The organism is Mesorhizobium sp. M0410 (assembly GCF_040321435.1).
GTDB lineage: Bacteria > Pseudomonadota > Alphaproteobacteria > Rhizobiales > Rhizobiaceae > Mesorhizobium.
In genome coordinates, this window is sequence record NZ_JAMYRN010000001.1 from 76,330 (window position 1) to 97,300 (window position 20,971).

A 20,971-nucleotide genomic window follows, 5' to 3' on the forward strand; every position below is an offset into this window, starting at 1 on the left:
ATGGCCGTGGCGACCGGAAAGTCCTTTGTCAGCCGTTTCGGCGTCCATATCGCCGTCTTCATCTTCGTTGCGATCTGGACGATCCCGACGCTCGGCATTCTGGTCTCGTCGCTGCGCGACAAGGACCAGATCATCGCTTCGGGCTGGTGGAACTCGTTCACCAGTTCCAGCCAGACGGAAGCCGGACGGCTGCCGCCCGCCTCGGCGCAGGTCGAGAAGGACGGCAAGTTCGTTCTGCAAGGCAATATCTTCGGCGACGGCCCTGCCCGCAACATCAGCGCCTTCGGCATCAAGTCGGCAGCGCCGACGCAATATCCCGCCGGCACGACAGCCGATCTCGGCGACGGCGTGACCCTGCAGCTCAATGCCGACGGCAGTTTCGTCATGACCTCGCCGAAGGCTTTCGAAGGCGAACGCGGCCAGCGCGTCTATTACGCCTCCTCGGCGCCGCCGAAATTCACCACCGATAATTACGACACGGTGCTGTTTTCGGAAGGCATCGGCCGCTCCTTCATGAACTCGCTGACCGTCACCATTCCGGCCACCGTCATCCCGATCCTGATCGCCGCGTTCGCAGCCTACGCGCTGGCCTGGATGCGCTTTCCTGGCCGGGCTCTGCTCATCGCCGTCATCATCGGCCTCCTGGTCGTGCCGCTGCAGATGTCGCTGATCCCGCTGCTGAAGCTCTACAACGGCGTCGGCAGCTTCTTCGGAGTGCCGTCGAAGACCTATCTCGGCATCTGGCTGGCGCATACCGGCTTCGGCCTGCCCTTCGCCATCTATCTGTTGAGGAGTTATATTGCCGGCCTGCCACGCGAGATCATGGAATCGGCGCGCATCGACGGCGCCAGCGATTTCGAGATCTTCGTCAAGATCGTGCTGCCATTGTCGTTCCCGGTGCTGGCCTCGTTCGCCATCTTCCAGTTTCTCTGGGTGTGGAACGATCTGCTGGTGGCAATGGTTTTCCTTGGTACCGAGGGCGACCAGATCGTGCTGACCGCCAAGCTCAATGCGTTGCTCGGCTCGCGCGGCGGCGACTGGGAGATCCTGACGACATCGGCCTTCGTTACCATCATCGTGCCGCTGATCGTGTTCTTCTCGCTGCAGCGCTATTTCGTCCGCGGGCTGCTTGCCGGCTCGGTGAAAGGAGGTTGAGATCATGCAATCCGCTTTGAAGGCCACTCCGAAGCCCGATCTTGCTATCGATCGCGACTGGTGGCGAGGTGCCGTGATCTACCAGATCTATCCGCGCAGCTATCAGGATTCGAACAGCGACGGCATCGGCGACCTCAGGGGCATCATCGGCCGGCTGCCCTACATCGCCTCGCTCGGCGTCGACGCCATCTGGATCTCGCCGTTCTTCAAATCGCCGATGAAGGACTTTGGCTACGACGTGTCGGATTATTGCGACGTCGATCCGATGTTCGGCACGCTCGCCGACTTCGACGCGCTCACCGCCGAGGCGCACCGGCTTGGCCTCAAGGTGATGATCGACGAGGTGCTCTCGCACACCGCCGACGTCCATCCCTGGTTCAAGGAGAGCCGCTCCAGCCGAAGCAATCCAAAAGCCGACTGGTATGTTTGGGCGGACGCCAAGCCGGACGGCACGCCGCCCAACAACTGGCTCTCGATCTTCGGCGGCTCGGCCTGGCAGTGGGACACCAGCCGCCAGCAATATTACCTGCATAATTTCCTGGCCGAGCAGCCCGACCTCAATTTCCACAGCCGCGCGGTCCAGGACGCGCTGCTCGATGTCACCCGCTTCTGGCTGGAGCGCGGCGTCGATGGTTTCCGCCTCGATACCATCAATTTCTACTTCCACAGCCAAGGCCTGGAAGACAATCCGCCGCTGCCGCCCGAGCAGCGCAACGACCAGACGGCGCCGGCCGTCAACCCCTACAACTACCAAGACCATCTCTACGACAAGAGCCGGCCTGAAAACCTCGGCTTCCTCGAACGCTTCCGCGCCTTGCTCGACGAATATCCGGCCACGGCCGCGGTTGGCGAAGTCGGCGATTCGCAGCGTGGGCTGGAAGTCGTGGCGGCCTATACGGCCGGCGGCAAGCGCGTCCATATGTGTTACTCCTTCGACTTCCTGGCGCCGGAGAAGATCAGCGCGGCAAAGGTGCGCTCGGTGCTGGAAACCTTCGGCAAGGTGGCCAGCGATGGCTGGTCGTGCTGGGCCTTCTCCAACCATGACGTGATGCGCCCTGCCTCGCGCTGGGCAGCCGGCGAGCCGGACCCGACCGCGTACCTCAGGGTCATCTCGGCGCTGCTGATGTCGTTGCGCGGCTCGGTCTGCATCTATCAGGGCGAGGAGCTCGGGCTCAGCGAGGCCGAACTCAGCTTCGAGGATCTGCAGGACCCGTACGGCATCCGCTTCTGGCCGGAATTCAAGGGCCGCGACGGCTGCCGCACGCCAATGGTTTGGGACGGCGCTGCCCGCAATGGCGGCTTCTCGACGGCAAAGCCCTGGCTGCCGGTGCCGGCCAAGCACCTTGCGCAAGCGGTCAATGTGCAGCAAGGCAACGACGGCTCGCTGCTCGAGCACTACCGGCGCTTCCTGGCTTTCCGCCGTGCTCATCCGGCACTGGCCAAGGGCGATATCGAGTTCATCGAAAGCGAGGGCGACACCGTCGCCTTCACACGCCGCGAAGGCAACGAGCAGATCGTCTGCGCCTTCAATCTCGGCGCAAAGCCGGCCGAGGTCGATCTTGACGGCCGCTCACTGCAGCCCTTGCCGGGACACGGGTTTTCGGGACAGACTGGCGCCGGCACTATCCGCCTCGGCGGCTACGGCGCCTGGTTCGGGCGTATCGACTGAATTCAAGGAAGAACTGGAGAGTACCATGGCCGATGTCACGCTAAGGCAAGTGAGGAAATCATATGGCAATCTCAACATTCTGCACGGCGTCGACCTCGACATAAAGTCGGGCGAATTCATCGTCTTCGTCGGTCCGTCTGGTTGCGGCAAGTCCACCTTGCTGCGCTGCATCGCCGGGCTGGAGGAGATCACCTCGGGCGAGCTCAAGATCGACGGCGAGATTGTCAACGACGTGCCGCCGTCAAAGCGCGGCATCGCGATGGTGTTCCAGTCCTATGCGCTCTATCCGCACATGACCGTCTACGACAACATGGCGTTCTCGATGAAGATCGGCAAGGAAAGCAAGGCCGAGATCGACAAGCGGGTGCGCCAGGCGGCCGAGATCCTGCAGCTGACCAAATATCTCGACCGCCTGCCCAAGGCGATGTCGGGCGGCCAGCGCCAGCGTGTCGCCATCGGCCGCGCCATCGTGCGCAATCCCAAGGTCTTCTTGTTCGACGAGCCGCTATCCAACCTCGATGCGGCGCTGCGCGTCGCCACTCGCATCGAGATCGCCAAGCTCAAGGAATCGATGCCGGCCACAACGATGATCTATGTCACCCACGACCAGGTCGAGGCCATGACGCTGGCCGACCGCATCGTGGTGCTGAAGGAAGGCCATATCGAACAGGTCGGCACGCCGATGGAGCTCTACAAGCGGCCCGGCAACCTGTTCGTCGCCCAGTTCATCGGCTCGCCGGCGATGAACATCCTGCCGGCGACGATCGACAGGACCGGCAACCCGACGGTCGTCAGCCATGTCGGCGGCCGCAAGGCAACGGTGCCGATCGCAACGCCTGCCTCGGCGAAAGGCGCTGCGGTGAGCTTCGGGGTGCGGCCGGAGGATCTGATGATCGCAGCCGGCGCCGACTATTTGTTCGAAGGGACGGTCGACTATGTCGAGCAACTCGGCGAGGTCCAACTCGTCTATGTCGACATCGGCCGCGCCGACCTGCCGCTGGTGACCAAGCTGCCGGGCAATGTCGAGGTCAAGCGCGGGGCGTCGATGCGGCTGACGGCGGATGCCGGCGACCTGCATATTTTCGACGCGGACGGACACTCCTTCGCGCTCCATGAAGCAGAAGCAAAGGCGGCTTGAGGCAGGCGTTTTTCCGCCACGCAAAAGACAAGAGCGGCGGGCATGGCCCGCCGCTCTTATCTGGAATTCCGGTTCGGCTGTTAGTTGTTGCCGAAGAGGTTGCGGTCGGCGCCCTGAGGCGCGGACTTGGGCACATCGCCAGACGAATTCAGCAACTTGTAGATCGGCGAGTTGCTGTCACGCACCGAATACGTCTGCGTCTTGTCGACATTGACGGTCGACTGCTTATTGATGTCGCTCCCGCCAACATTGTCGTTTTGGGCATAGGCGCCGCCGGCGGCAATCAAGAGAGCGGCGGCAGTAAGAACAATCTTTTTCATTTGGATACTCCTGGATTTCGGATCAAAGCGGCGGGCATGCCCGCCCGCCTTGATGGTGGGATCGGCTGTTAGTTGTTGCCGAAGAGGTTGCGATCGGCGCCCTGGCCGACCGGCTGCTTTTCAGCCTGATCCGACTTCTTGAGGGAGGCCGTGTACGAGCTGTCGACCGCGACAGGCGGCTGGTTGGCTCCGTTGGAACCATAATTGTCGCTGCCGGCGAAAGCGCTGCCGGTGATGGCCAAAACGGCGACGGCGGCAAGAAAGATCTTTTTCATTTCAATACTCCTGAATTTTTTCAGATCCCGGGCGGCGGATATGCCCGCCGCCCTGATGCTGGGATCGGCTGTTAGTTGTTGCCGAAGAGGTTCCGGTCGGCGCCCTGGACAGGCTGCTTGTCAGCATCAGCCGGCTTCTGAATGGAAGCCGTGTACGAGCTGTCGCCCGAGGCGGCAGGCTGGTTCGCACCATTGGAACCATAATTGTCGCTGCCGGCGAAGGCGCTGCCGGTGATGGCCAAAACGGCGACGGCGGCAAGAGCGATCTTTTTCATTTTTAGTACTCCAGTATCTTAGTCTCAGTCCGTCTAGCGGCGTGTCTTGGGAGGAGTTCGCGTCGTTCGGACCGCCCCGATGTGGGAAAGCCAATGGCCAGTTTCCAATCACGAAGTTGTTTGGTGTGGACCAAGAATCTACACCTTGAAATTGTGCCACGGACTCCCTCCGCCACATTTTTACCGTTTAATGTCAACAAGATAGCCCGTCGCCTCGGTCTGACTGCAAGGTGACTTGGAAGGCAGCGTTCACAGCGTCCTGCACGCATTGTCAACAGAAACGAACCGTTCGGTTCGATTTTTTAAACCGATAAAAGTCGCAGCCGGGGTTGTTTGTCGAATCGTTAACCATTTCAGCCAAGCACGGCCTCGCCGTTCTGCCGGATTCCGGCCCGTTTAGGCCGGCCGGCAAAGGCAGCAACCGGGCAAGCAGAACCGGGTCAGACCCCGTAGCGTTCGGTGCGGATGAGAGCCGCAGGCACCCCGGCATCGATCAGTGCCTCGGCGGCGGCCGTCACGAATGCGTTCGAGCCGCAGACAAAGGCCAGCTTCGGCGGCGCGGGCAGCCTGGTCATGGCTTGCACCATCATCGCGGCGTCGACCCGCCGCGCATAATCCGCCGGACGGCGGGCTGGCTCGCGCGTCAGCGTCAGCACCAGGTCGAAGCCATCCCGGCGCTCGGCGAGGTCGATCAGCTCGTCGCGAAAGATCACCTCGTCCCAGACCCGCGCCGAAACCACCAGGGCGGCGGCAACCAGAGACCCCCGCATCGCCCGGTGACGGACCATCGACATCAGCGGCACCACGCCCGACCCACCGCCGACGAGCAGGAGCGGTCCGCCATCGCCGTCGGACCAGACGAAATGGCCGCCGAGCGGCCCGCGCAATTCGAACTCGTCGCCCACCGCCGCGATCTCGTGAAAGAACGGCGAGACCTCGCCGTCCTCGAGTTTTTCAATCGCCAGCTCGATGGTCTCGCCGGTCTCCGGTGCCGAGGCGATGGAGTAGGAGCGCCGCGCCTGATAACCGTCAGGCGCCGTCAACCTGACATCTACATGCTGTCCGGCACGGTAGGCGAAGGGCCGAGACGGCTGCAGGAAAAAGCTGGTGACGCGCGGCGTGCGCTTTTGGATGCGGGTGATGGTGACTATCTGCCAGGGCGACTGCGCCGCCGGTGCGTCGCTCATGGATCGTTCGTGCAGCGCTGCTCGCGCCACGGGTCGCCATAGATATGATAGCCTCGCAACTCCCAGAAACCCGGCTCGTCACGCTCGGTGAACTGCAGCCCGTTCAGCCATTTGGCCGATTTCCAGAAATAGAGATGCGGAACGAGCAGCCGCGCCGGGCCGCCATGGTCGGGGGTGATCGGCTTGCCCTCGTAAAGCAGCGCCACCATCGCCTTGCCGCCGGTGAGATCCTTCGTTGGCACGTTGGTGGAATAGCCGTCGAAACCCAACGCCAGCGTGAAGGCGGTGGGCGGCTCGATGCCGGCGTCGGCAAGGATGTCGTCGACCAGCACGCCCTGCCACGCCGTGTCGAACTTGGTCCATGCGGTGACGCAATGGATGTCGCGCGTCATCTTGGTCAGGGGCAGCGCGTTGAACTCGGCCCAGTTCCACTTCTTGATCGGCCGCGGCCCGTGCTTAAGCGTGAACGACCAATCCTCGGTGCGCATATGCGGCGTCGGGCCGGCCGACAGGACCGGGAAACCTTGCTCGAGATATTGCCCCGGCGGGATACGTGCACCCGTATCCGTCGGCGGCTTTCGTCCGGAAGAGAAGCCTCGGGTAGCCATCGAGAATATCCGTTTGCGCAAGGTCCAATCGACCTTTGTCAGTTTTCTCGAAGACGCGCGCGCGGGCAACCGAAATCTTGGCTCGGCCTGGCGGCAATGCCTCCATCGATCTTGGCAGCGCGGCGCCTGCCTCAGCCACTGGCGAAGGGGACGGCGACAAACATCTGGGCGTCGCCGCGCTGGACAAGCAGCAGCACCGATTTCTTGCCGGATTTGGCAGCCTGCACGATCGCCTGGTTAGCCTGCCTGGCGCTTCTCACCGGATGCTGGTCGACGGCGACGATGATATCGCCGGGCTGGATGCCGGAAGCCGATGCCGCCTTGTTCGGGTCGACGCGCTCGACCAGTGCGCCGTGCTGGTTGCCTGCCAGGTTCATTGCCTGGCGTACATCCGGGGTGACATCCATCAGGCGCAGACCGAGCGCCGGTGCACGGAGGCCCTGCTCCGTCGACGGCTGACCCTGATCGCCGGTCACCGATCCCGTTGCCATGTCGTCTTCGTTGCGCCCGATCTCGACCGAGATCTGCAGGCTTTGGCCCTTGCGCCAGACATTGAGGGTTTCCCTTGTGCCGGGCGCAACGTCGGCGACAGCGCGCGACAGGTCCCTTGGGTCCTTTATGTCGCGATCGGCGAAGCTGGTGATGACGTCGCCGGTCTCGATGCCGGCCTTGGCGGCCGGCGATCCGTCGCTGACCTGCGCGACGAGCACGCCGGCGGGGTGATCGAGGCCGATGGCGCTCGCCATATCAGGCGTCACCGGCTGGATCTGGACGCCCAGGTAGCCGTACTGGATGGAGCCGCCCTTCATCAGCTTGGCGACGACCTTTTGCGCCTGGTCGGAGGGGATGGCGAAGCCGACGCCGACACTGCCGCCATTCGGCGAAAAGATCGCCGTGTTGATGCCGACGACATTGCCGTTCACATCCGTCAGCGGGCCGCCGGAATTGCCCCGGTTGATCGGTGCGTCGATCTGGATGAAGTCGTCAAACGGCCCGCTGTGCAGGTCGCGGCCGCGCGCCGAGACGATGCCGGCCGTGACCGTGGTGCCAAGGCCGAAAGGATTGCCGAAGGCGAGCACCTGGTCACCCGGCATGAGCTTGTCGGAATCGCCCCATCTGACGGTCGGCAAGGGCTTGCCGGCTTTGACCTTGAGCACGGCAAGATCGTTCTTGGCGTCATGGCCGATCAATTTGGCGGGAAGCTCGGTGCCGTCGTCGAGCGTCACCTTGATCGATTGGGCGCCATCGACAACGTGATTGTTGGTGACGATGGTGCCGTCGCTGGCGACGATGAAGCCTGAACCGAGCGCCTCGGTGCGCGGCGCCTGTTCCGGCGGTGTTTTGGGAGCGGGCAATCCCTGGTCACCGAAGAAATGGCGGAAATAGTCGTCGAAAGGGGAGGTTCCGCCAAAGGGAGAGGCGTCGCTCATGGTGTCGGGCTGTTGTACTTTCATGACCGTCGTGATGGTCACCACCGCCGGCTTATCGGCCGCCACGACCGGCGCGAACGAGCCGCTCGGCGCCGTCATGCCGGTGACGGGAGGGGTGACCGTTGCCGCCAGGACATCATTCAGCCTGGGAGCGAGAGGCAGGGCGAAAGGGCTGACGATCAACGCTGCGCCCAGCAGAGCGGCGACGCGATGTCTGCGAAGGGTCTGAATTGGTGACATGGCCGTTGTCCGGGCGAGAGATTGGTGAAGCGCCCTAACGTTCCGTCACCGGAACAATTCATCGGCGCGTCGGTCGTCGGCCTTGCCTGTCTCGCCTGTCAGGCAGCCGACCGGATCGACAGCCCCGCATCTAGGGCGCCGATCATGGTTTCCAGATAATGTTACGAAGATTTAATTTTCGGCTGGCAACCGCCGTGCCGGGCTTGCGCCGAAACCCGAAAACAAAAACCCGCCTGACGGCGGGTCGTTGGGGCAAATCAGCACCATACCCAGATTACTAGCATAGCTGCCGGCACAAAGCAAGAACAAAATAGGCCGCCCCTCACTGCCCCGCCAAGGCTTCTATGCCGCTGTCCCGTCCGTTCGCCTGAGATACGCCGAGGCGATCTCACGCATCCGCCTGCCGTCGAAGCTCGGTCCATGACCGCCATGGCCGATCCGGATCGGCAGATCGCGCAGCCGCTGCATGGTGCGGCGGTAGGCGGCACGATCGGAATCCGGCAGGTCGTCGATCAGCGTCGCGTCATAGATGGCGTCGCCGGCGAAGAACAGGCCGTCTGCCTCATCGAACAGCGCGATCGAATCCGGAGAGTGGCCGGGCAGGTGCAGGACGCGGAATTGCCGGTCGCCGAGGTCGATCCTATCGCCCTCGTCCAGGGTCCGGTCCAGCGGCGCCGGTGGAATCCTGTAATCGGCCGCTTTCCAGCCGTTTGCCGGCAGTCTGGAGACGGCGCCTTCCAGATCATGGAACATGTAGGCGTAGGTCACCGCTTCGTCCATGCTGTCAAACTGCGTGGCGCTGTGGCGCGGACCTGCCCGCAACGGAAACTCGTGCAGCGAGCCGACATGATCGAGATGGATATGCGTGGCGACGACGAGCAGCGGCTTGCCGGCCGGCGTGTCGATCTGCGGCGCCAGCGGGCAGATCCCCATGCCGGTGTCGACCAGCAGGTCGACATCGCGGCCGCGCACATGCCAGATGTTGGCGCGCACGAAATCATGCACGAAGGGCTCGGTCAGCATCATCGTCTTGGCGTCGACGATGGTTTTGCTGAACCAGCTGTCCATCAGATCAAGGCCGGCATCAGACGAACGGCTTACCAACCCTGTACTTTCGCGGAACCAGCCGCTTCAGATAGGCCATGCCCGCATCGGACAGCCGGTTGACGTCGGGCAGCATAAAATCATCCGGCATATGGCGCGTCTTGCCGGCGACGTTCTTCAGCGGCACCTTCTTCAGCACGGTTTTTTTGCCGTCATATTGCAGCGCCACGGAACCGCCGCCCTCGTCGGCCACGGTGACGGCGAAGGCGCCGGCATCGAAGGCCTCCTGCGCGTCCACCGCGCTGATGGCGCCGACATAGCCGCGCGGCATATAGCCGAGCGCATCGACGCGCGCCCGCTTGCCCGGCAATCCTTCGGCGAGCGCGCGCTCCAAGGCTGCCGGCAGGTCGCTGCCCGACAGCTTGACGTTGCCGTGCTGGTCGCGCTCCAGCCTTTCCGGCGGCACCAGGCTTTCGACCAGCGCCTTGCCGTCGGCGGTGCTGACGCCTTCGGAGACGGCAACGATGCAGCGCTTGTGGCGGTCGAGCGTGGCGCGCACGTCGTCGATGAAACCGGCCGCCGAGAACGGCCGCTCCGGCACGTAGACGAGATGCGGGCCGCTGTCCTGGTCGAGCTGCCAGGCCGCGGATGCGGCCGTCAGGAAACCGGCATGCCGCCCCATGACGATGCCGACATAGATGCCCGGCAGAGCGCGGAAATCGAGATCAACCGAAAGAAATGCTCCAGCGACGAACTCGGCCGCCGACATGAAGCCGGGCGTGTGATCGTTCTCCTCGAGATCGTTGTCGATGGTTTTCGGCGCATGCACGAAGGCGATCTTGCCGCCGGCGGCGTCGGTGAGGATCTGCTGCGTGCCCGAGGTGTCGTTGCCGCCGATATAAATGAAGGCGTCGGCACCGGCTTTCTTCAAGCCATTGAGAATGAGGTCGCAATAGGCGGCATCCGGCTTGTCGCGCGTCGAACCAAGCGCGGCGCTCGGCGTCGCCGCGATCAGCCGCAGGCGGTCCTCGGGGATGGCGGAAAGATCGACGTAATTGCCGTCACGAATGCCGCGCACGCCGTGGATGGATCCCAGCACCTTGGCGCCGGGATGCCGCTTGCGGATTTCGAGCGCAGCACCCACCACGGTCTGGTTGATGACGGCGGTCGGGCCGCCGCCCTGCGCGATGACAAAAGTTCCGGCCATTGTTCACGTCTCCCGGGCGATGAAATCGCAGGCACATTCGCCTGTCTTGCGGCATCGCGCAACGGCAGAGTGATCGCTGAAGGCGAAGCCGCCGTTCAGACGACGACGACCGGGTTTTTCTTGGAGACGCGGCTGTAGAGGTCGATGATGTCCTGGTTGATCAGGCGCACGCAACCCGACGACATCGCCTGTCCAATGCTCCACCATTCGGGCGAGCCGTGGATGCGATAACCGGTGTCGCTGCCGTTCTGATAGATGTAGAGGGCACGCGCGCCGAGCGGATTGTCGAGGCCGCCCGGCTGTCCGCCTTGCCACTTCACTAGTTCCGGCCTGCGGGCGATCATCTCGGGCGGCGGGGTCCAGACCGGCCATTCCTTGCCGTACTGGATGTTGGCGCGGCCGGACCAGCGGAATCCGTCCTTGCCGATACCGACGCCGTAGCGGATCGCCTCGCCGCCGGGCTGCACCAGATAGAGCAGCCGTTCCTGCGAGTGAACGACAATGGTACCGGGCTGCTCGCCGGTCGGATCGATGACGATCTGGCGGCGAAACTCCGGCTTGATCTTGAGATAGGGCACCTCCGGCACGTTGAAGCCACCGTCGGTAAGCGAAGCGTACATCACGTCGGGGCTGGTGATGTTCTTGTCGACGCTGATGCTCGGACGGACGGGCCGGATCGAGCCGGTGGTGACGTCGTCGAGCTGGAGCGACGGCAGATCCAGCGTCTGGCTGCAGCCTGTGACGCCGAGCAGCGCTAGCGCGCCGGCGCCGGACAGCACCGTGCGGCGGGAAAGCTGTAGTTCGGTTTCGATTGCGTCGCCATTATGCGGCAGCGACAGACCGTGCGGCAACTCACGCATTTACCCAAACCCTACGCTGTCGGCGGGAAACACGGTCCGGCCGGATAGCAGGCATTTTCACCAATCATGGTTGAAAAAGCGTGAAGGCCAGCCGCCTGGCGTTAACGAGGGGCTTTTTCGATTCTTGCCTCTTTACATCTGCGCGAGGTCAAGGATTTATCCTCTTCTTTGAGCTCAAGGAGAAGAAAATGTCCTTCGAAAACTGGGCCGCGTTTGCCGCTGCCTCGGCGGTCCTTCTGGTCATTCCAGGCCCGACCATCCTGCTGGTGGTTTCCTATGCACTTGGCCAAGGCTGGCGCACCGCGCTGCCGATGGCAGTCGGCGTGGCGCTCGGCGACTTCACCGCGATGACACTGTCGATGCTGGGCATCGGCGCGCTGCTGGCGGCGTCGGCCACCGTATTTGCGGTGCTGAAGGTGATCGGCGCCGGCTATCTGATCTATCTCGGTATCAAGCTGTTTCGCGCCGGCGGCGCGCTCCGGGCCGAACCGCGCACCGATGCGGTGTCATCGGCGAAAATGGCGGCGCATGCCTGGCTGGTTACTGCGCTCAATCCGAAAAGCATCACCTTCTTCGTCGCCTTCCTGCCGCAGTTCCTCGACCGGCACGCGGATTTCTGGACACAGATGCTGATCTTCGAGACGACCTTCCTGACGCTCGCCTTCGCCAACGCCGTCGGTTATGCGCTGATCGCCGCAAGGGCGCGCAACGTCGTGCGCAATCCAAAGGCGATCCGCATCTTCAACCGCACCGGCGGCACGCTGCTGGTCGGCGCAGGCATCGCCACGGTGGCGATGCGATCGGGCAACTGAGCACACGCCATGGCGGTCAGGGATGCATTCGGCCTGACACTGTCTGGCGCGACGGAGGCCGGGTTTTCGTCCTACAGCCAGGCCGTGCGCGAATTGCAGTGCTTCATCGGCGATCCGGTCGGCTCCATTGACCGGGCAATCGCCGACGATCCCGGCTTCGTCATGGCGCAGGTGTTCAAGGGTTATCTCTTTGGCCTCGCCACCGAGCGTGAGGCGACGGCGGTGGCCAAGGCATGTCACGAGGCGGCGCTGCCGCTTGCCGCGACGACACGTGAGCAGGCGCATGTCGCCGCCCTTGGCCACCTTGCGGAGGGACGCTGGCACGAGGCCGCCCGCGTGCTGGAGGATATCGCCATCGAGTTTCCGCTCGATGCGCTGGCGCTGCAGACCGGGCACCAGATCGACTTCTTCACCGGCAACGCGCGCATGCTGCGCGACCGCATCGGCCGCGCGCTGCCGTCCTGGCAGAGCGGCATGCCGGGCTATCACGCCATACTCGGTATGCAGGCCTTTGGCCTGGAGGAAATGGGCGATTACGCGCGCGCCGAAAAACTTGGCCGTACGGCGGTCGATCTCCAGCCGCGCGACGGCTGGGCCCAGCATGCGGTGGCCCATGTCATGGAGATGCAGAGCCGGCAAAAGGACGGCATTCTGTGGATGCGCGCCAATCCCGAAGCGTGGACGCGGGAAAGTTTCCTGCAGGTGCACAATTGGTGGCACCTGTCGCTGTTCCACTACGATCTCGGCGAAATCGACGAGGTGCTGGCGCTTTATGACGGGCCGATCTATGGCGAGCGCTCGACGCTGGCGCTCAACATGGTCGATGCCTCGGCGATCCTGTGGCGGCTGCATCTCGGCGGCGTCGATGTCGGCAGCCGCTGGGCGGCGCTCGCCGCCAACTGGTTGCCCAAGGCCAGCGCCGGCCATTATGCCTTCAACGACGCCCACGCAATGATGGCGTTTGTCGGTGCCGGCCTCGACGCGCCGGCCAGCGGCTTGCTCGAGGCGCAGCGCGAGGCGATGCGCGGCAAAGACGACAACGCCGCTTTCACCCGGGATGTCGGCCATCCCCTGACGCTCGCCATCAAGGCATTCGGCGAGGGCAATTACGCCGGGACGATACGCTTGATCCGGCCGATCCGGGCGATCGCCCATCGCTTCGGCGGCAGCCACGCCCAACGCGACGTCATCGACCTGACGCTGATCGAGGCGGCATTGCGTTCCGGTGATGGCGCGCTGGCGAGGGCGCTTGCGGCGGAACGCGCGCTGGCACGGCCGGACAGCCCGTTGTCGGCACTGTTTTCACGGCGCGCAATCGCTCTCACGGCGAATTGACCAAGATTAAATCTTGCCTTAAAAACTGCCCCGGCCAGATTTTTTCGAGCGTCGAAAAAATCTTCGCGTGTTGACTGGAGCGTTTTTCCGGCAGCACGATTGCCGGGATATCTTCGCCGCCCGTGTCGCAGGACTGGGCTGGGAAGCAAGAAAGACCGTCGCCGCCAGGCCTGACGGATATGGGAGGAAGCATGTATCTCGGCCTCGATCTCGGCACGTCGGGCGTCAAGGCGCTGCTGATCGATGCAAGGCAGGGCATCGTCGGTTCCGGCCATGCGCCGCTCGATGTGTCGCGCCCGCATCCCGGCTGGTCCGAGCAGAACCCGGCCGACTGGATCCGCGCCTGCGAAGCGGCGATCGCCGAGCTGAGGTCCATGCATGCGAAGGAGCTCGCGGCGGTGAAGGGCATCGGCCTTTCCGGCCATATGCATGGCGCCACCCTGCTCGATGCCGCCGACCAGGTGCTGCGCCCCTGCATCCTGTGGAACGACACACGCAGCAACGCCGAGGCGGCTGCACTCGATGCCGACCCGCGCTTTCGCAAGCTGACCGGCAACATCGTCTTTCCCGGCTTCACCGCGCCAAAGCTCGCTTGGGTGAAAAACAACGAACCGGCTGTTTTTGCCAAGGTGGCAAAGGTCCTGCTGCCGAAAGACTTTTTGCGGCTCTGGCTTGCCGGCGACCATATTTCGGAAATGTCGGATTCGGCTGGCACGTCGTGGCTCGATGTCGGCAAACGCGCCTGGTCCTCCGAACTGCTCGCAGCGACGTCGCTCGACGAAAAGCAGATGCCGTCATTGGTCGAAGGCACGGCCAAGGCCGGTGCCTTGCGCGGCGAACTGGCTGCGAAATGGGGCATGCAGACGGGCATCCCGATCGCCGGCGGCGCCGGCGACAACGCGGCCTCGGCCTGCGGCATGGGCACGGTCGGCGCCGGTCAGGCTTTCGTCTCGCTCGGAACGTCGGGCGTGCTTTTTGCCGCCAACGCGTCCTATCTGCCCAATCCGGAAAGTGCGGTGCACACATTCTGCCACGCACTGCCCGGCACCTGGCACCAGATGGGCGTCATCCTGTCGGCAACCGATTCACTCAACTGGCTGTCGGCAATTGCGGGAAAAAGCGCCGTCGAGTTGACCGCCGAACTCGGCGATGCGCTGCAGGCGCCGACCGGTGTCTCCTTCCTGCCGTACCTGTCAGGCGAGCGGACGCCTCACAATGATTCCGTCATTCGGGGCGCCTTTACCGGGCTTGCCCACGAGTCCGGCCGCGCGGCGCTGACCCAGGCCGTGCTCGAAGGCGTCGCCTTCGCCTTCCGCGACAGCCTCGAAGCCCTGGCCAAAGCCGGCACGACGCTGACCCGGGTGACGGCGATCGGCGGCGGCTCGCGTTCGCGCTACTGGCTGAAGGCCATCGCCACAGCGCTTGGCCTGCCAGTCGATATTCCAGCCGACGGCGATTTCGGCGCCGCCTTTGGCGCCGCCCGGCTTGGCCTGATCGCGGCGACCGGCGCCGATCCGCGCGCCGTGTGCACGGCGCCGGCGACGGACGCCACGGTCGAGCCGGTCGCCGCCCTCGGCGGTGCCTATGCAGATGCCTATCAGCGCTACCGCCAGCTTTACCCGGCGATCAGGAGCGCCACGGCGTGAGCGGTTTCCCACCCTCGCCGTGGCCTGCCGAGAAGGCCTCACTGTGCCGGCACCTTGTCGAGAAAGCCGGTGACGCTTTTCAGCCGGCCATTTTCGATGACGCCGATATCGGTGCCTTCGATGACGGACTCGACGCCTTCCGGCCCGAGATTCCAGGAGAAACGGATGGTATCGGCGAAGCCGTCCGGCTTGCCTTTCAGCGAGAACCTGAAGCCGGCAAAGCGCTGCTGCACGCCTTCGATCAGCGCAGCGATGCCGTCATGGCCGTCGCCCTGCATGATCGGATCGCGGTAGCCGACGTCCTCGGTGAAGGTCGCCTCGAGCAAGGCTTTCCTGCGTGCGGCGTCGCTCTCGTTCCAGGCGGCGATGTAGTTTTCGGCAATGGTGTTGAGGTCGGTCATGGTCTGTCTCCTTCGTTGGGTGGCTTTGACATGAGCCTTTTCGACCAGCGCCAGCGCGAAACCAATTACGCCTGAGGTAATCAGGCCGAACCATGCGAGAGGAAAAGAACATGAGCAGCGGTTTTTTCGGCGACATCCAACAGATCAAATACGAGGGACCGGATTCGACCAATCCGCTGGCCTACCGGTTCTACAATCCCGACGAGATCGTCGCCGGCAAGCGGCTCGAAGACCATCTGCGCTTTGCCGTCGCCTATTGGCATTCCTTTGCCTGGCCGGGCGGCGATCCGTTCGGCGGCCAGACATTTGACCGGCCGTGGTTTCCGAAGGCCGGCAGCACCGACACGATGGAGTTGGCCAAGCTCAAGGCCGACGTCGCCTTCGAGATGTTTTCGTTGCTGGGCGCGCCTTATTTCTGCTTCCACGATGCCGACGTGCGGCCGGAGGGCCGGGACTTTTCCGAAAGTGCGGCGCGGCTCGACGAGATCGCCGATTATTTCTCGGAAAAGATGAAGCAGACCGGCGTCAAGCTGTTGTGGGGCACGGCCAACCTGTTCTCCAACCGCCGCTTCATGTCGGGCGCCGCCACCAATCCCGATCCGGACGTCTTTGCCTATTCGGCGGCGACGGTGAAACACTGTATCGACGTCACCAAGCGTCTGAACGGCGAGAACTACGTGCTGTGGGGCGGCCGCGAGGGCTATGAAACGCTGCTCAACACCGACCTTGCCCGCGAGCAGGAACAGGCCGGCCGTTTTCTCCATCTGGTCGTCGATTACAAGCACAGGATCGGCTTCGAAGGCACCATCCTGATCGAGCCGAAGCCCCAGGAGCCAACCAAGCACCAGTATGATTACGACGTCGCCACCGTCTATGGCTTCCTCAAGCGTTTCGGACTGGAGAATGAGGTCAAGCTCAACATCGAGCAGGGCCACGCCATCCTGGCCGGCCATTCGTTCGAGCATGAACTGGCGCTGGCCAATGCGCTGGGAATCTTCGGCTCGATCGACATGAACCGCAACGACTACCAGTCGGGCTGGGACACCGACCAGTTCCCCAACAATGTGCCGGAGATGGCTCTCGCCTACTATCAGGTGCTGCAGGCCGGCGGCTTCAAGACCGGCGGCACCAATTTCGACGCCAAGCTCAGGCGCCAGTCGCTCGATCCGCAGGATCTGCTGATCGGCCATATCGGCGGCATGGATTGCTGCGCTCGCGGCCTCAAGGCGGCAGCGCGCATGGTCGAGGACAAGGCGCTGTCCGCCCCGCTCGCCGAGCGCTATGCCGGCTGGGATTCGGCCGAAGCCAAGGCGATGCTTGCCGGCAAGCGCACGCTGGAGGAAATCGCCGAGCGCGTCGTCAAGGAGAAGATCGAGCCGCAGCCCAGATCCGGCCGCCAGGAACTACTCGAAAACATCGTCAACCGGTACGTCTGAGGCGTACCATTCCGCGGCCGCATTGTTCAGCGGCCGCGGGATAAAGACGACTTTCCGCGGGGCTGAAACCGACAAGGTTCGCCCCGTGCGAAACTTTTGGTCTGCTTGCTGACCGGGCCTGGCATTTGCCTTTAGCCGTGATCGAGGCCTCTCAGGTAGGCGCAGAACATGTCGGCCATGGCGTCGGCGTAGGCTTCGATCTCCGCGGGGGTTCGGGGCAACTCCGAGAACTGCTTCCCCACCGTGCTGAGCGTCGTCATGACCAGGTCGCCGGCCAATTCGCGAGTCGCTTGCGCGGCGTTGGGCAACGCCTTCTGCATGAAGAGCTGGATGGTGCGGTCTCCGGACGCCCTTGCCGCCTGCGCCTCAGGCGCGTCGCGGTAAAGCGGTGCGGCGTCGTCGAGCGCCACACGCACCGCGGCCTCGTCACACTCCGAGCGGAGGAAGGCGTGGACCAAGGCGCGCAGCCGTTCAAGTGGCGGTTTCCCGACATCCTCGAGGATGTCGCGCAGCAAATCGGTCGTCTGCCGCCATTCGTCGCTCTGGAGCCGGAACAGGATCGCCGCCTTGTTCGGAAAATACTGATACAGCGATCCGACACTGACACCGGCCTTCTCGGCCACCCGCGCCGTGGTGAAGCGCTGCGCGCCTTCCCTCGCCAAAACCTGAACAGCAGCCTGCAAAATCGCAGCAACGAGCTCTGCCGAGCGGGCCTGCTTGGGCTGTTTTCGCGAGGAAATCCGGGGACTGCGGTGATCGCTCATTGAGAGGCGCGCCAATGCGATTAGTAAATGCGAATGATTAGTCGTATTTTGAGTGCCGCGCAAGAACGCATTCAATTCTGACTGGAGACCAACATGACTACACTGTCGACAACGCCGCTCGCGCCCCTGCTGGATCGCCTGTTCGAGGAAGCCGCTGCCGCAACGAGCCCTGCGGTGGCGGAGCTCTCCGCCGAAGATCGGATGCGCCTGGTTCGAAGCAAGACCGAATACCTCGATTTCTATGGGCGGCTAAAGGACCTCTGGCTTCCCGTTGCGCGAGAGACCGGCACGCTGCTCTACATGCTGGCACGAGGCAGCAGCGCAAGGACGATCGTTGAATTTGGAACCTCGTTCGGCATCTCGACCCTGCACCTTGCCGCAGCCTTGCGGGACAATGGCGGTGGCCGCCTCATCACCAGCGAGTTCGAGCCATCCAAGGTGGCGGGCGCCAGGAACAATCTGATGGCAGGCGGTCTCATCGACCTGGTGGAAATCCGAGAAGGAGATGCGGTGCAAACATTAAGCGTCGATCTTCCCGAAACCGTCGACCTGCTTCTGCTCGACGGCGCCAAAGCGCTCTATCCAGAGATCTTGAGTCTGGTCGAAAGCCGCCTCAGGCCGGGCGCCTTCGTCGTTGCCGACAACGCCGATCTTTGCCCCGAATACCTCGAGCGGGTGCGCTCGACCGGAAGCGGCTACATGTCCACGTCGTTCAGCGAGGATGTCGAGCTGTCGATGCGGCTTGGCTGAAGCACTGCCTGACTTGCGGGAACGATCGTGCCCCAGATGGGCGGCGGCGGATAAAACTTTGCCCGGCGCCGCCCATCAATCGCCTCGCTCTTGCCTTCAAACAGCCGTCACGAACCTCCTATAGTGTGGTTCGTGGCGGGAACGGAAAGAAGGAGGCGAAACGATATGCAGCACGAACGCGAAATCGACGCCCTGCTCTCATCTGGCGAGGCCGGATCGATCATCGACCGGCTGATGGCGCTGCCGCACCCGAAGCAAGGTGCGCTGAGTGCGAACGAATGGGATCGCGCGGTCGCCAGCCGCTTCGAGACCCATCTTGCGAGACAAATGCGCTCGCAGATCGACGGCAACAGCGACCGCCAGGACGCTGCCTGATCTACCTTTGTCTATGCATTGCCGTTGTCCCAAAACCGTTACGGACTTTTGGGCGACATGCATTATCCCCGACGCAGCCTGACCGGCGCTTCGCCGAACGCTCTTGAAAACGCTCTGGAAAATGCCGCGGCGGACGAAAACCCCGTTCGCCCGGCAATATCGGCCATGGCCACGCGCGTGTCGACCACCAGCCGGCGCGCGGCGCCGAGGCGCAGCCTGAGATAATAGGCGCCGGGCGTTTCGCCGATCGACTTGCGAAAGATACTTTCCAGCGTTCGTGCCGTCACCCCGGCGCGCTTGGCCACCGCGGCTATGGTCAGCGGCTGGTCGATATGCGCTTCCATCAGCCGGATGGCTTGCGCCAACCTGGGATCGTAGCCGTCGAGACGGCCGAGCGAGACCAGCGGCTGCGCGTCGGTCGCAGCGCGCGCCTGGTCGTAGATGAAGACGCTCGCGACATCGAGCGCCACGGCCATACCGAGCCGCGTGCGAATCAGATGCAGCATCAGGTCGAAGGTCGGCGAGGCGCCGCCGGAGGTGAACACCGGGCCGTCGATGACGTAGCGGTCGGGGCGCACGTCGACGCCGGGAAAGGCCGACGAGAAATCCTCCATGTCCTCCCAGTGGGTGGTGGCGCTGCGCCCTTCCAGCAAGCCCGCGCGCGCCACCAGCCACGTACCCGCCTCGACGCCGCCGCAGGCGCGTGCCGCGCGCGCCGCCCGGCGCAGTCCGGACAGCAGGGCCGATGTGGCATAGTTCTGCGTGCCGAATCCGGCGACGACGACCAGCATGTCGGTTGTGTCAGCCGCATCGAAGCGGCCGCTGACCGCCACCGGCAGGCCGCATGTGGTAACCGGCGCCTCGCCCGTCACCGAGACCAGCCTGAAATCGAACAGCGTCTCACCGGCAATGCGGTTGGCGGCGCGCAATGGATCGACGGCCGAGGCTACGCACATGATCGACGAGCCGGAGAATACCAGCAGCGTTACCTTGAGCGGCAAACGTTCGGCACGAAAGATCGTCGGCTTTTCGTTTTTGATCACACGATCTTCGTAAAACGCAAAACAGTTTCCGGCAAGTCAGGCATTCTTGCCCTACGTCCTATTGGGAGAGAGTCCTATGCCGTTAGCGATGAACCGTGAGGTCTTCATTACCTGTGCCGTGACCGGGTCCGGCAGTTCGCAGGATCGCAGCCCGCATGTGCCGCGTTCGCCCAAGCAGATCGCCGATTCGGCCATCGAGGCGGCAAAGGCAGGTGCGGCGATCGTCCACTGCCATGTGCGCGATCCCGAAACCGGCAAGCCTAGGCGCGACGTACACCTTTATCGTGAAGTAACGGAGCGCATCCGCGCGGCGGATGTCGACGTGGTTTTGAACCTGACCGCCGGCATGGGCGGCGACATGGTGTTCGGCCCGCCGGAAAACCCGCTGCCGCTGAACGAAAAAGCCACCGACATGGGCGGTGCCAGCAACCGCATGGAGCACGTCCGCCAGTGCCTGCCGGAAATCTGCACGCTCGACTGCGGCACGATGAATTTCGCCGAGGCCGACTATGTCATGACCAATACGCCCGGCATGCTGCGTGCCATGGGCGGCATGATGACGGCGCTCGGCGTCAAGCCGGAAATCGAGGCTTTCGACACCGGGCATCTGTGGTTCGCCAAGCAATTGGTCGAGGAAGAAGTGCTGAAGCCGGACGCCTTGGTGCAATTATGCATGGGAGTGCCGTGGGGGGCGCCGGACGACCTCAACACCTTCATGGCGATGGTCAACAATGTGCCGGCGACCTGGAACTGGTCGGCTTTTGCCATCGGCCGCAACCAGATGGCCTACGTCGCTGCCGCGGTGCTCGCCGGCGGCAATGTCCGCGTCGGGCTGGAGGACAATCTCTGGCTCGACAAGGGCGTGCTGGCGACCAATGCGCAGCTGGTCGAGCGGGCGGTCAGCATCGTGTCGAATATGGGCGCCAGGGTCATCGGCCCGGACGAAGTCCGCAAGAAGCTCAACCTGACGAAGCGCGCACCGCTTTGAACGCGGAATCGGT

Annotated in this window: 22 protein-coding genes; 10 read left to right on the forward strand and 12 right to left on the reverse strand. The window is 63.6% G+C overall.

Annotated features, from left to right (window positions below):
* Genes NKI63_RS00340 through NKI63_RS00350 form a run of 3 tightly spaced genes read left to right on the forward strand, consistent with a single transcriptional unit; the run spans position 1 to position 3,962 of the window.
* A complete protein-coding gene (locus tag NKI63_RS00340; RefSeq protein WP_352505918.1) occupies positions 1–1,155 on the forward strand; it encodes a carbohydrate ABC transporter permease in 1,155 nt (384 codons plus the stop codon).
* Positions 1,156–1,159: 4 nt separating this feature from the next.
* Positions 1,160–2,824, forward strand: a complete 1,665-nt coding sequence (gene bglA / locus NKI63_RS00345; protein WP_352505919.1) for a beta-galactosidase BglA — start codon at positions 1,160–1,162, stop codon at positions 2,822–2,824.
* Positions 2,825–2,849: 25 nt separating this feature from the next.
* Positions 2,850–3,962 (forward strand): ABC transporter ATP-binding protein, encoded by a 1,113-nt coding sequence (locus NKI63_RS00350; RefSeq protein ID WP_352480043.1) that lies wholly within the window; start codon positions 2,850–2,852, stop codon positions 3,960–3,962.
* A gap of 80 nt (positions 3,963–4,042) precedes the next feature.
* On the opposite strand, the gene NKI63_RS00355 is transcribed toward NKI63_RS00350, so the two are convergent.
* The 9 genes from NKI63_RS00355 to NKI63_RS00395 form a co-directional block, all read right to left on the reverse strand.
* A complete protein-coding gene (locus NKI63_RS00355) occupies positions 4,043–4,282 on the reverse strand; it encodes a DUF680 domain-containing protein (RefSeq protein ID WP_254815996.1) in 240 nt (79 codons plus the stop codon).
* Positions 4,283–4,350: 68 nt separating this feature from the next.
* Positions 4,351–4,557 carry a DUF680 domain-containing protein gene (locus NKI63_RS00360; RefSeq protein ID WP_352820162.1) on the reverse strand — a complete coding sequence of 69 codons (207 nt, stop codon included), beginning with the start codon at positions 4,555–4,557 and terminating at the stop codon, positions 4,351–4,353.
* Between the two features lie 71 nt (positions 4,558–4,628).
* Positions 4,629–4,832, reverse strand: a complete 204-nt coding sequence (locus NKI63_RS00365) for a DUF680 domain-containing protein (protein ID WP_352480241.1) — start codon at positions 4,830–4,832, stop codon at positions 4,629–4,631.
* Positions 4,833–5,272: 440 nt separating this feature from the next.
* Positions 5,273–6,019, reverse strand: coding sequence for an FAD-binding oxidoreductase (locus tag NKI63_RS00370; RefSeq protein WP_352480240.1), 747 nt, complete (start codon positions 6,017–6,019; stop codon positions 5,273–5,275).
* On the reverse strand, positions 6,016–6,627 hold the full coding sequence (locus NKI63_RS00375; protein ID WP_352820164.1) for a molybdopterin-dependent oxidoreductase: 612 nt from the start codon (positions 6,625–6,627) through the stop codon (positions 6,016–6,018). The genes NKI63_RS00370 and NKI63_RS00375 overlap by 4 nt, the downstream gene beginning before the upstream one ends.
* 131 nt (positions 6,628–6,758) lie before the next feature.
* Entirely contained in the window at positions 6,759–8,297 is a 1,539-nt protein-coding gene (locus NKI63_RS00380) for a DegQ family serine endoprotease (RefSeq protein WP_254815991.1), read from the reverse strand.
* Between the two features lie 342 nt (positions 8,298–8,639).
* A complete protein-coding gene (locus NKI63_RS00385; RefSeq protein ID WP_352480238.1) occupies positions 8,640–9,365 on the reverse strand; it encodes an MBL fold metallo-hydrolase in 726 nt (241 codons plus the stop codon).
* Positions 9,366–9,381: 16 nt separating this feature from the next.
* Positions 9,382–10,548, reverse strand: coding sequence for a diphosphate--fructose-6-phosphate 1-phosphotransferase (locus NKI63_RS00390; RefSeq protein ID WP_352820166.1), 1,167 nt, complete (start codon positions 10,546–10,548; stop codon positions 9,382–9,384).
* A 95-nt stretch (positions 10,549–10,643) separates the two neighbouring features.
* Positions 10,644–11,408 carry a L,D-transpeptidase gene (locus NKI63_RS00395; protein WP_352700932.1) on the reverse strand — a complete coding sequence of 255 codons (765 nt, stop codon included), beginning with the start codon at positions 11,406–11,408 and terminating at the stop codon, positions 10,644–10,646.
* 188 nt (positions 11,409–11,596) lie between these two features.
* On the opposite strand from NKI63_RS00395, the gene NKI63_RS00400 reads away from it, so the two are divergent.
* The 3 genes from NKI63_RS00400 (at position 11,597) to xylB (ending at position 15,201) form a co-directional block, all read left to right on the forward strand.
* Positions 11,597–12,220, forward strand: coding sequence for a LysE family translocator (locus NKI63_RS00400; RefSeq protein ID WP_352505925.1), 624 nt, complete (start codon positions 11,597–11,599; stop codon positions 12,218–12,220).
* A 9-nt stretch (positions 12,221–12,229) separates the two neighbouring features.
* Positions 12,230–13,555, forward strand: a complete 1,326-nt coding sequence (locus NKI63_RS00405) for a tetratricopeptide repeat protein (protein ID WP_352820167.1) — start codon at positions 12,230–12,232, stop codon at positions 13,553–13,555.
* Positions 13,556–13,746: 191 nt separating this feature from the next.
* Entirely contained in the window at positions 13,747–15,201 is a 1,455-nt protein-coding gene (gene xylB / locus NKI63_RS00410; protein ID WP_352820169.1) for a xylulokinase, read from the forward strand.
* 38 nt (positions 15,202–15,239) lie between these two features.
* Here the strand turns inward: xylB and NKI63_RS00415 are convergent, their stop codons facing one another.
* Complete coding sequence (locus tag NKI63_RS00415; RefSeq protein ID WP_352505928.1) at positions 15,240–15,602, reverse strand: nuclear transport factor 2 family protein; 363 nt, start codon at positions 15,600–15,602, stop codon at positions 15,240–15,242.
* A gap of 110 nt (positions 15,603–15,712) precedes the next feature.
* Here NKI63_RS00415 and xylA point away from each other — a divergent pair, with 110 nt between their 5' ends.
* Positions 15,713–17,038: a xylose isomerase gene (xylA, locus tag NKI63_RS00420; protein ID WP_352820171.1), complete on the forward strand. Its 1,326-nt coding sequence runs from the start codon at positions 15,713–15,715 to the stop codon at positions 17,036–17,038.
* A gap of 131 nt (positions 17,039–17,169) precedes the next feature.
* Here the strand turns inward: xylA and NKI63_RS00425 are convergent, their stop codons facing one another.
* Positions 17,170–17,802, reverse strand: coding sequence for a TetR/AcrR family transcriptional regulator (locus NKI63_RS00425; protein WP_352820173.1), 633 nt, complete (start codon positions 17,800–17,802; stop codon positions 17,170–17,172).
* A 93-nt stretch (positions 17,803–17,895) separates the two neighbouring features.
* Here NKI63_RS00425 and NKI63_RS00430 point away from each other — a divergent pair, with 93 nt between their 5' ends.
* Both NKI63_RS00430 and NKI63_RS00435 read left to right on the forward strand, forming a co-directional pair.
* Positions 17,896–18,552, forward strand: coding sequence for an O-methyltransferase (locus NKI63_RS00430; protein ID WP_352820175.1), 657 nt, complete (start codon positions 17,896–17,898; stop codon positions 18,550–18,552).
* Positions 18,553–18,717: 165 nt separating this feature from the next.
* Positions 18,718–18,927 carry a hypothetical protein gene (locus NKI63_RS00435; RefSeq protein ID WP_254815980.1) on the forward strand — a complete coding sequence of 70 codons (210 nt, stop codon included), beginning with the start codon at positions 18,718–18,720 and terminating at the stop codon, positions 18,925–18,927.
* Between the two features lie 62 nt (positions 18,928–18,989).
* Here NKI63_RS00435 and NKI63_RS00440 read toward each other — a convergent pair whose 3' ends face one another.
* A complete protein-coding gene (locus NKI63_RS00440; protein ID WP_352820177.1) occupies positions 18,990–19,970 on the reverse strand; it encodes a GlxA family transcriptional regulator in 981 nt (326 codons plus the stop codon).
* A 76-nt stretch (positions 19,971–20,046) separates the two neighbouring features.
* Between NKI63_RS00440 and bcoG the strand changes: the two genes are divergently transcribed.
* Complete coding sequence (bcoG, locus tag NKI63_RS00445) at positions 20,047–20,958, forward strand: 3-dehydrocarnitine:acetyl-CoA trimethylamine transferase BcoG (RefSeq protein WP_352480227.1); 912 nt, start codon at positions 20,047–20,049, stop codon at positions 20,956–20,958.
* The last annotated feature ends 13 nt before the right edge of the window (positions 20,959–20,971 follow it).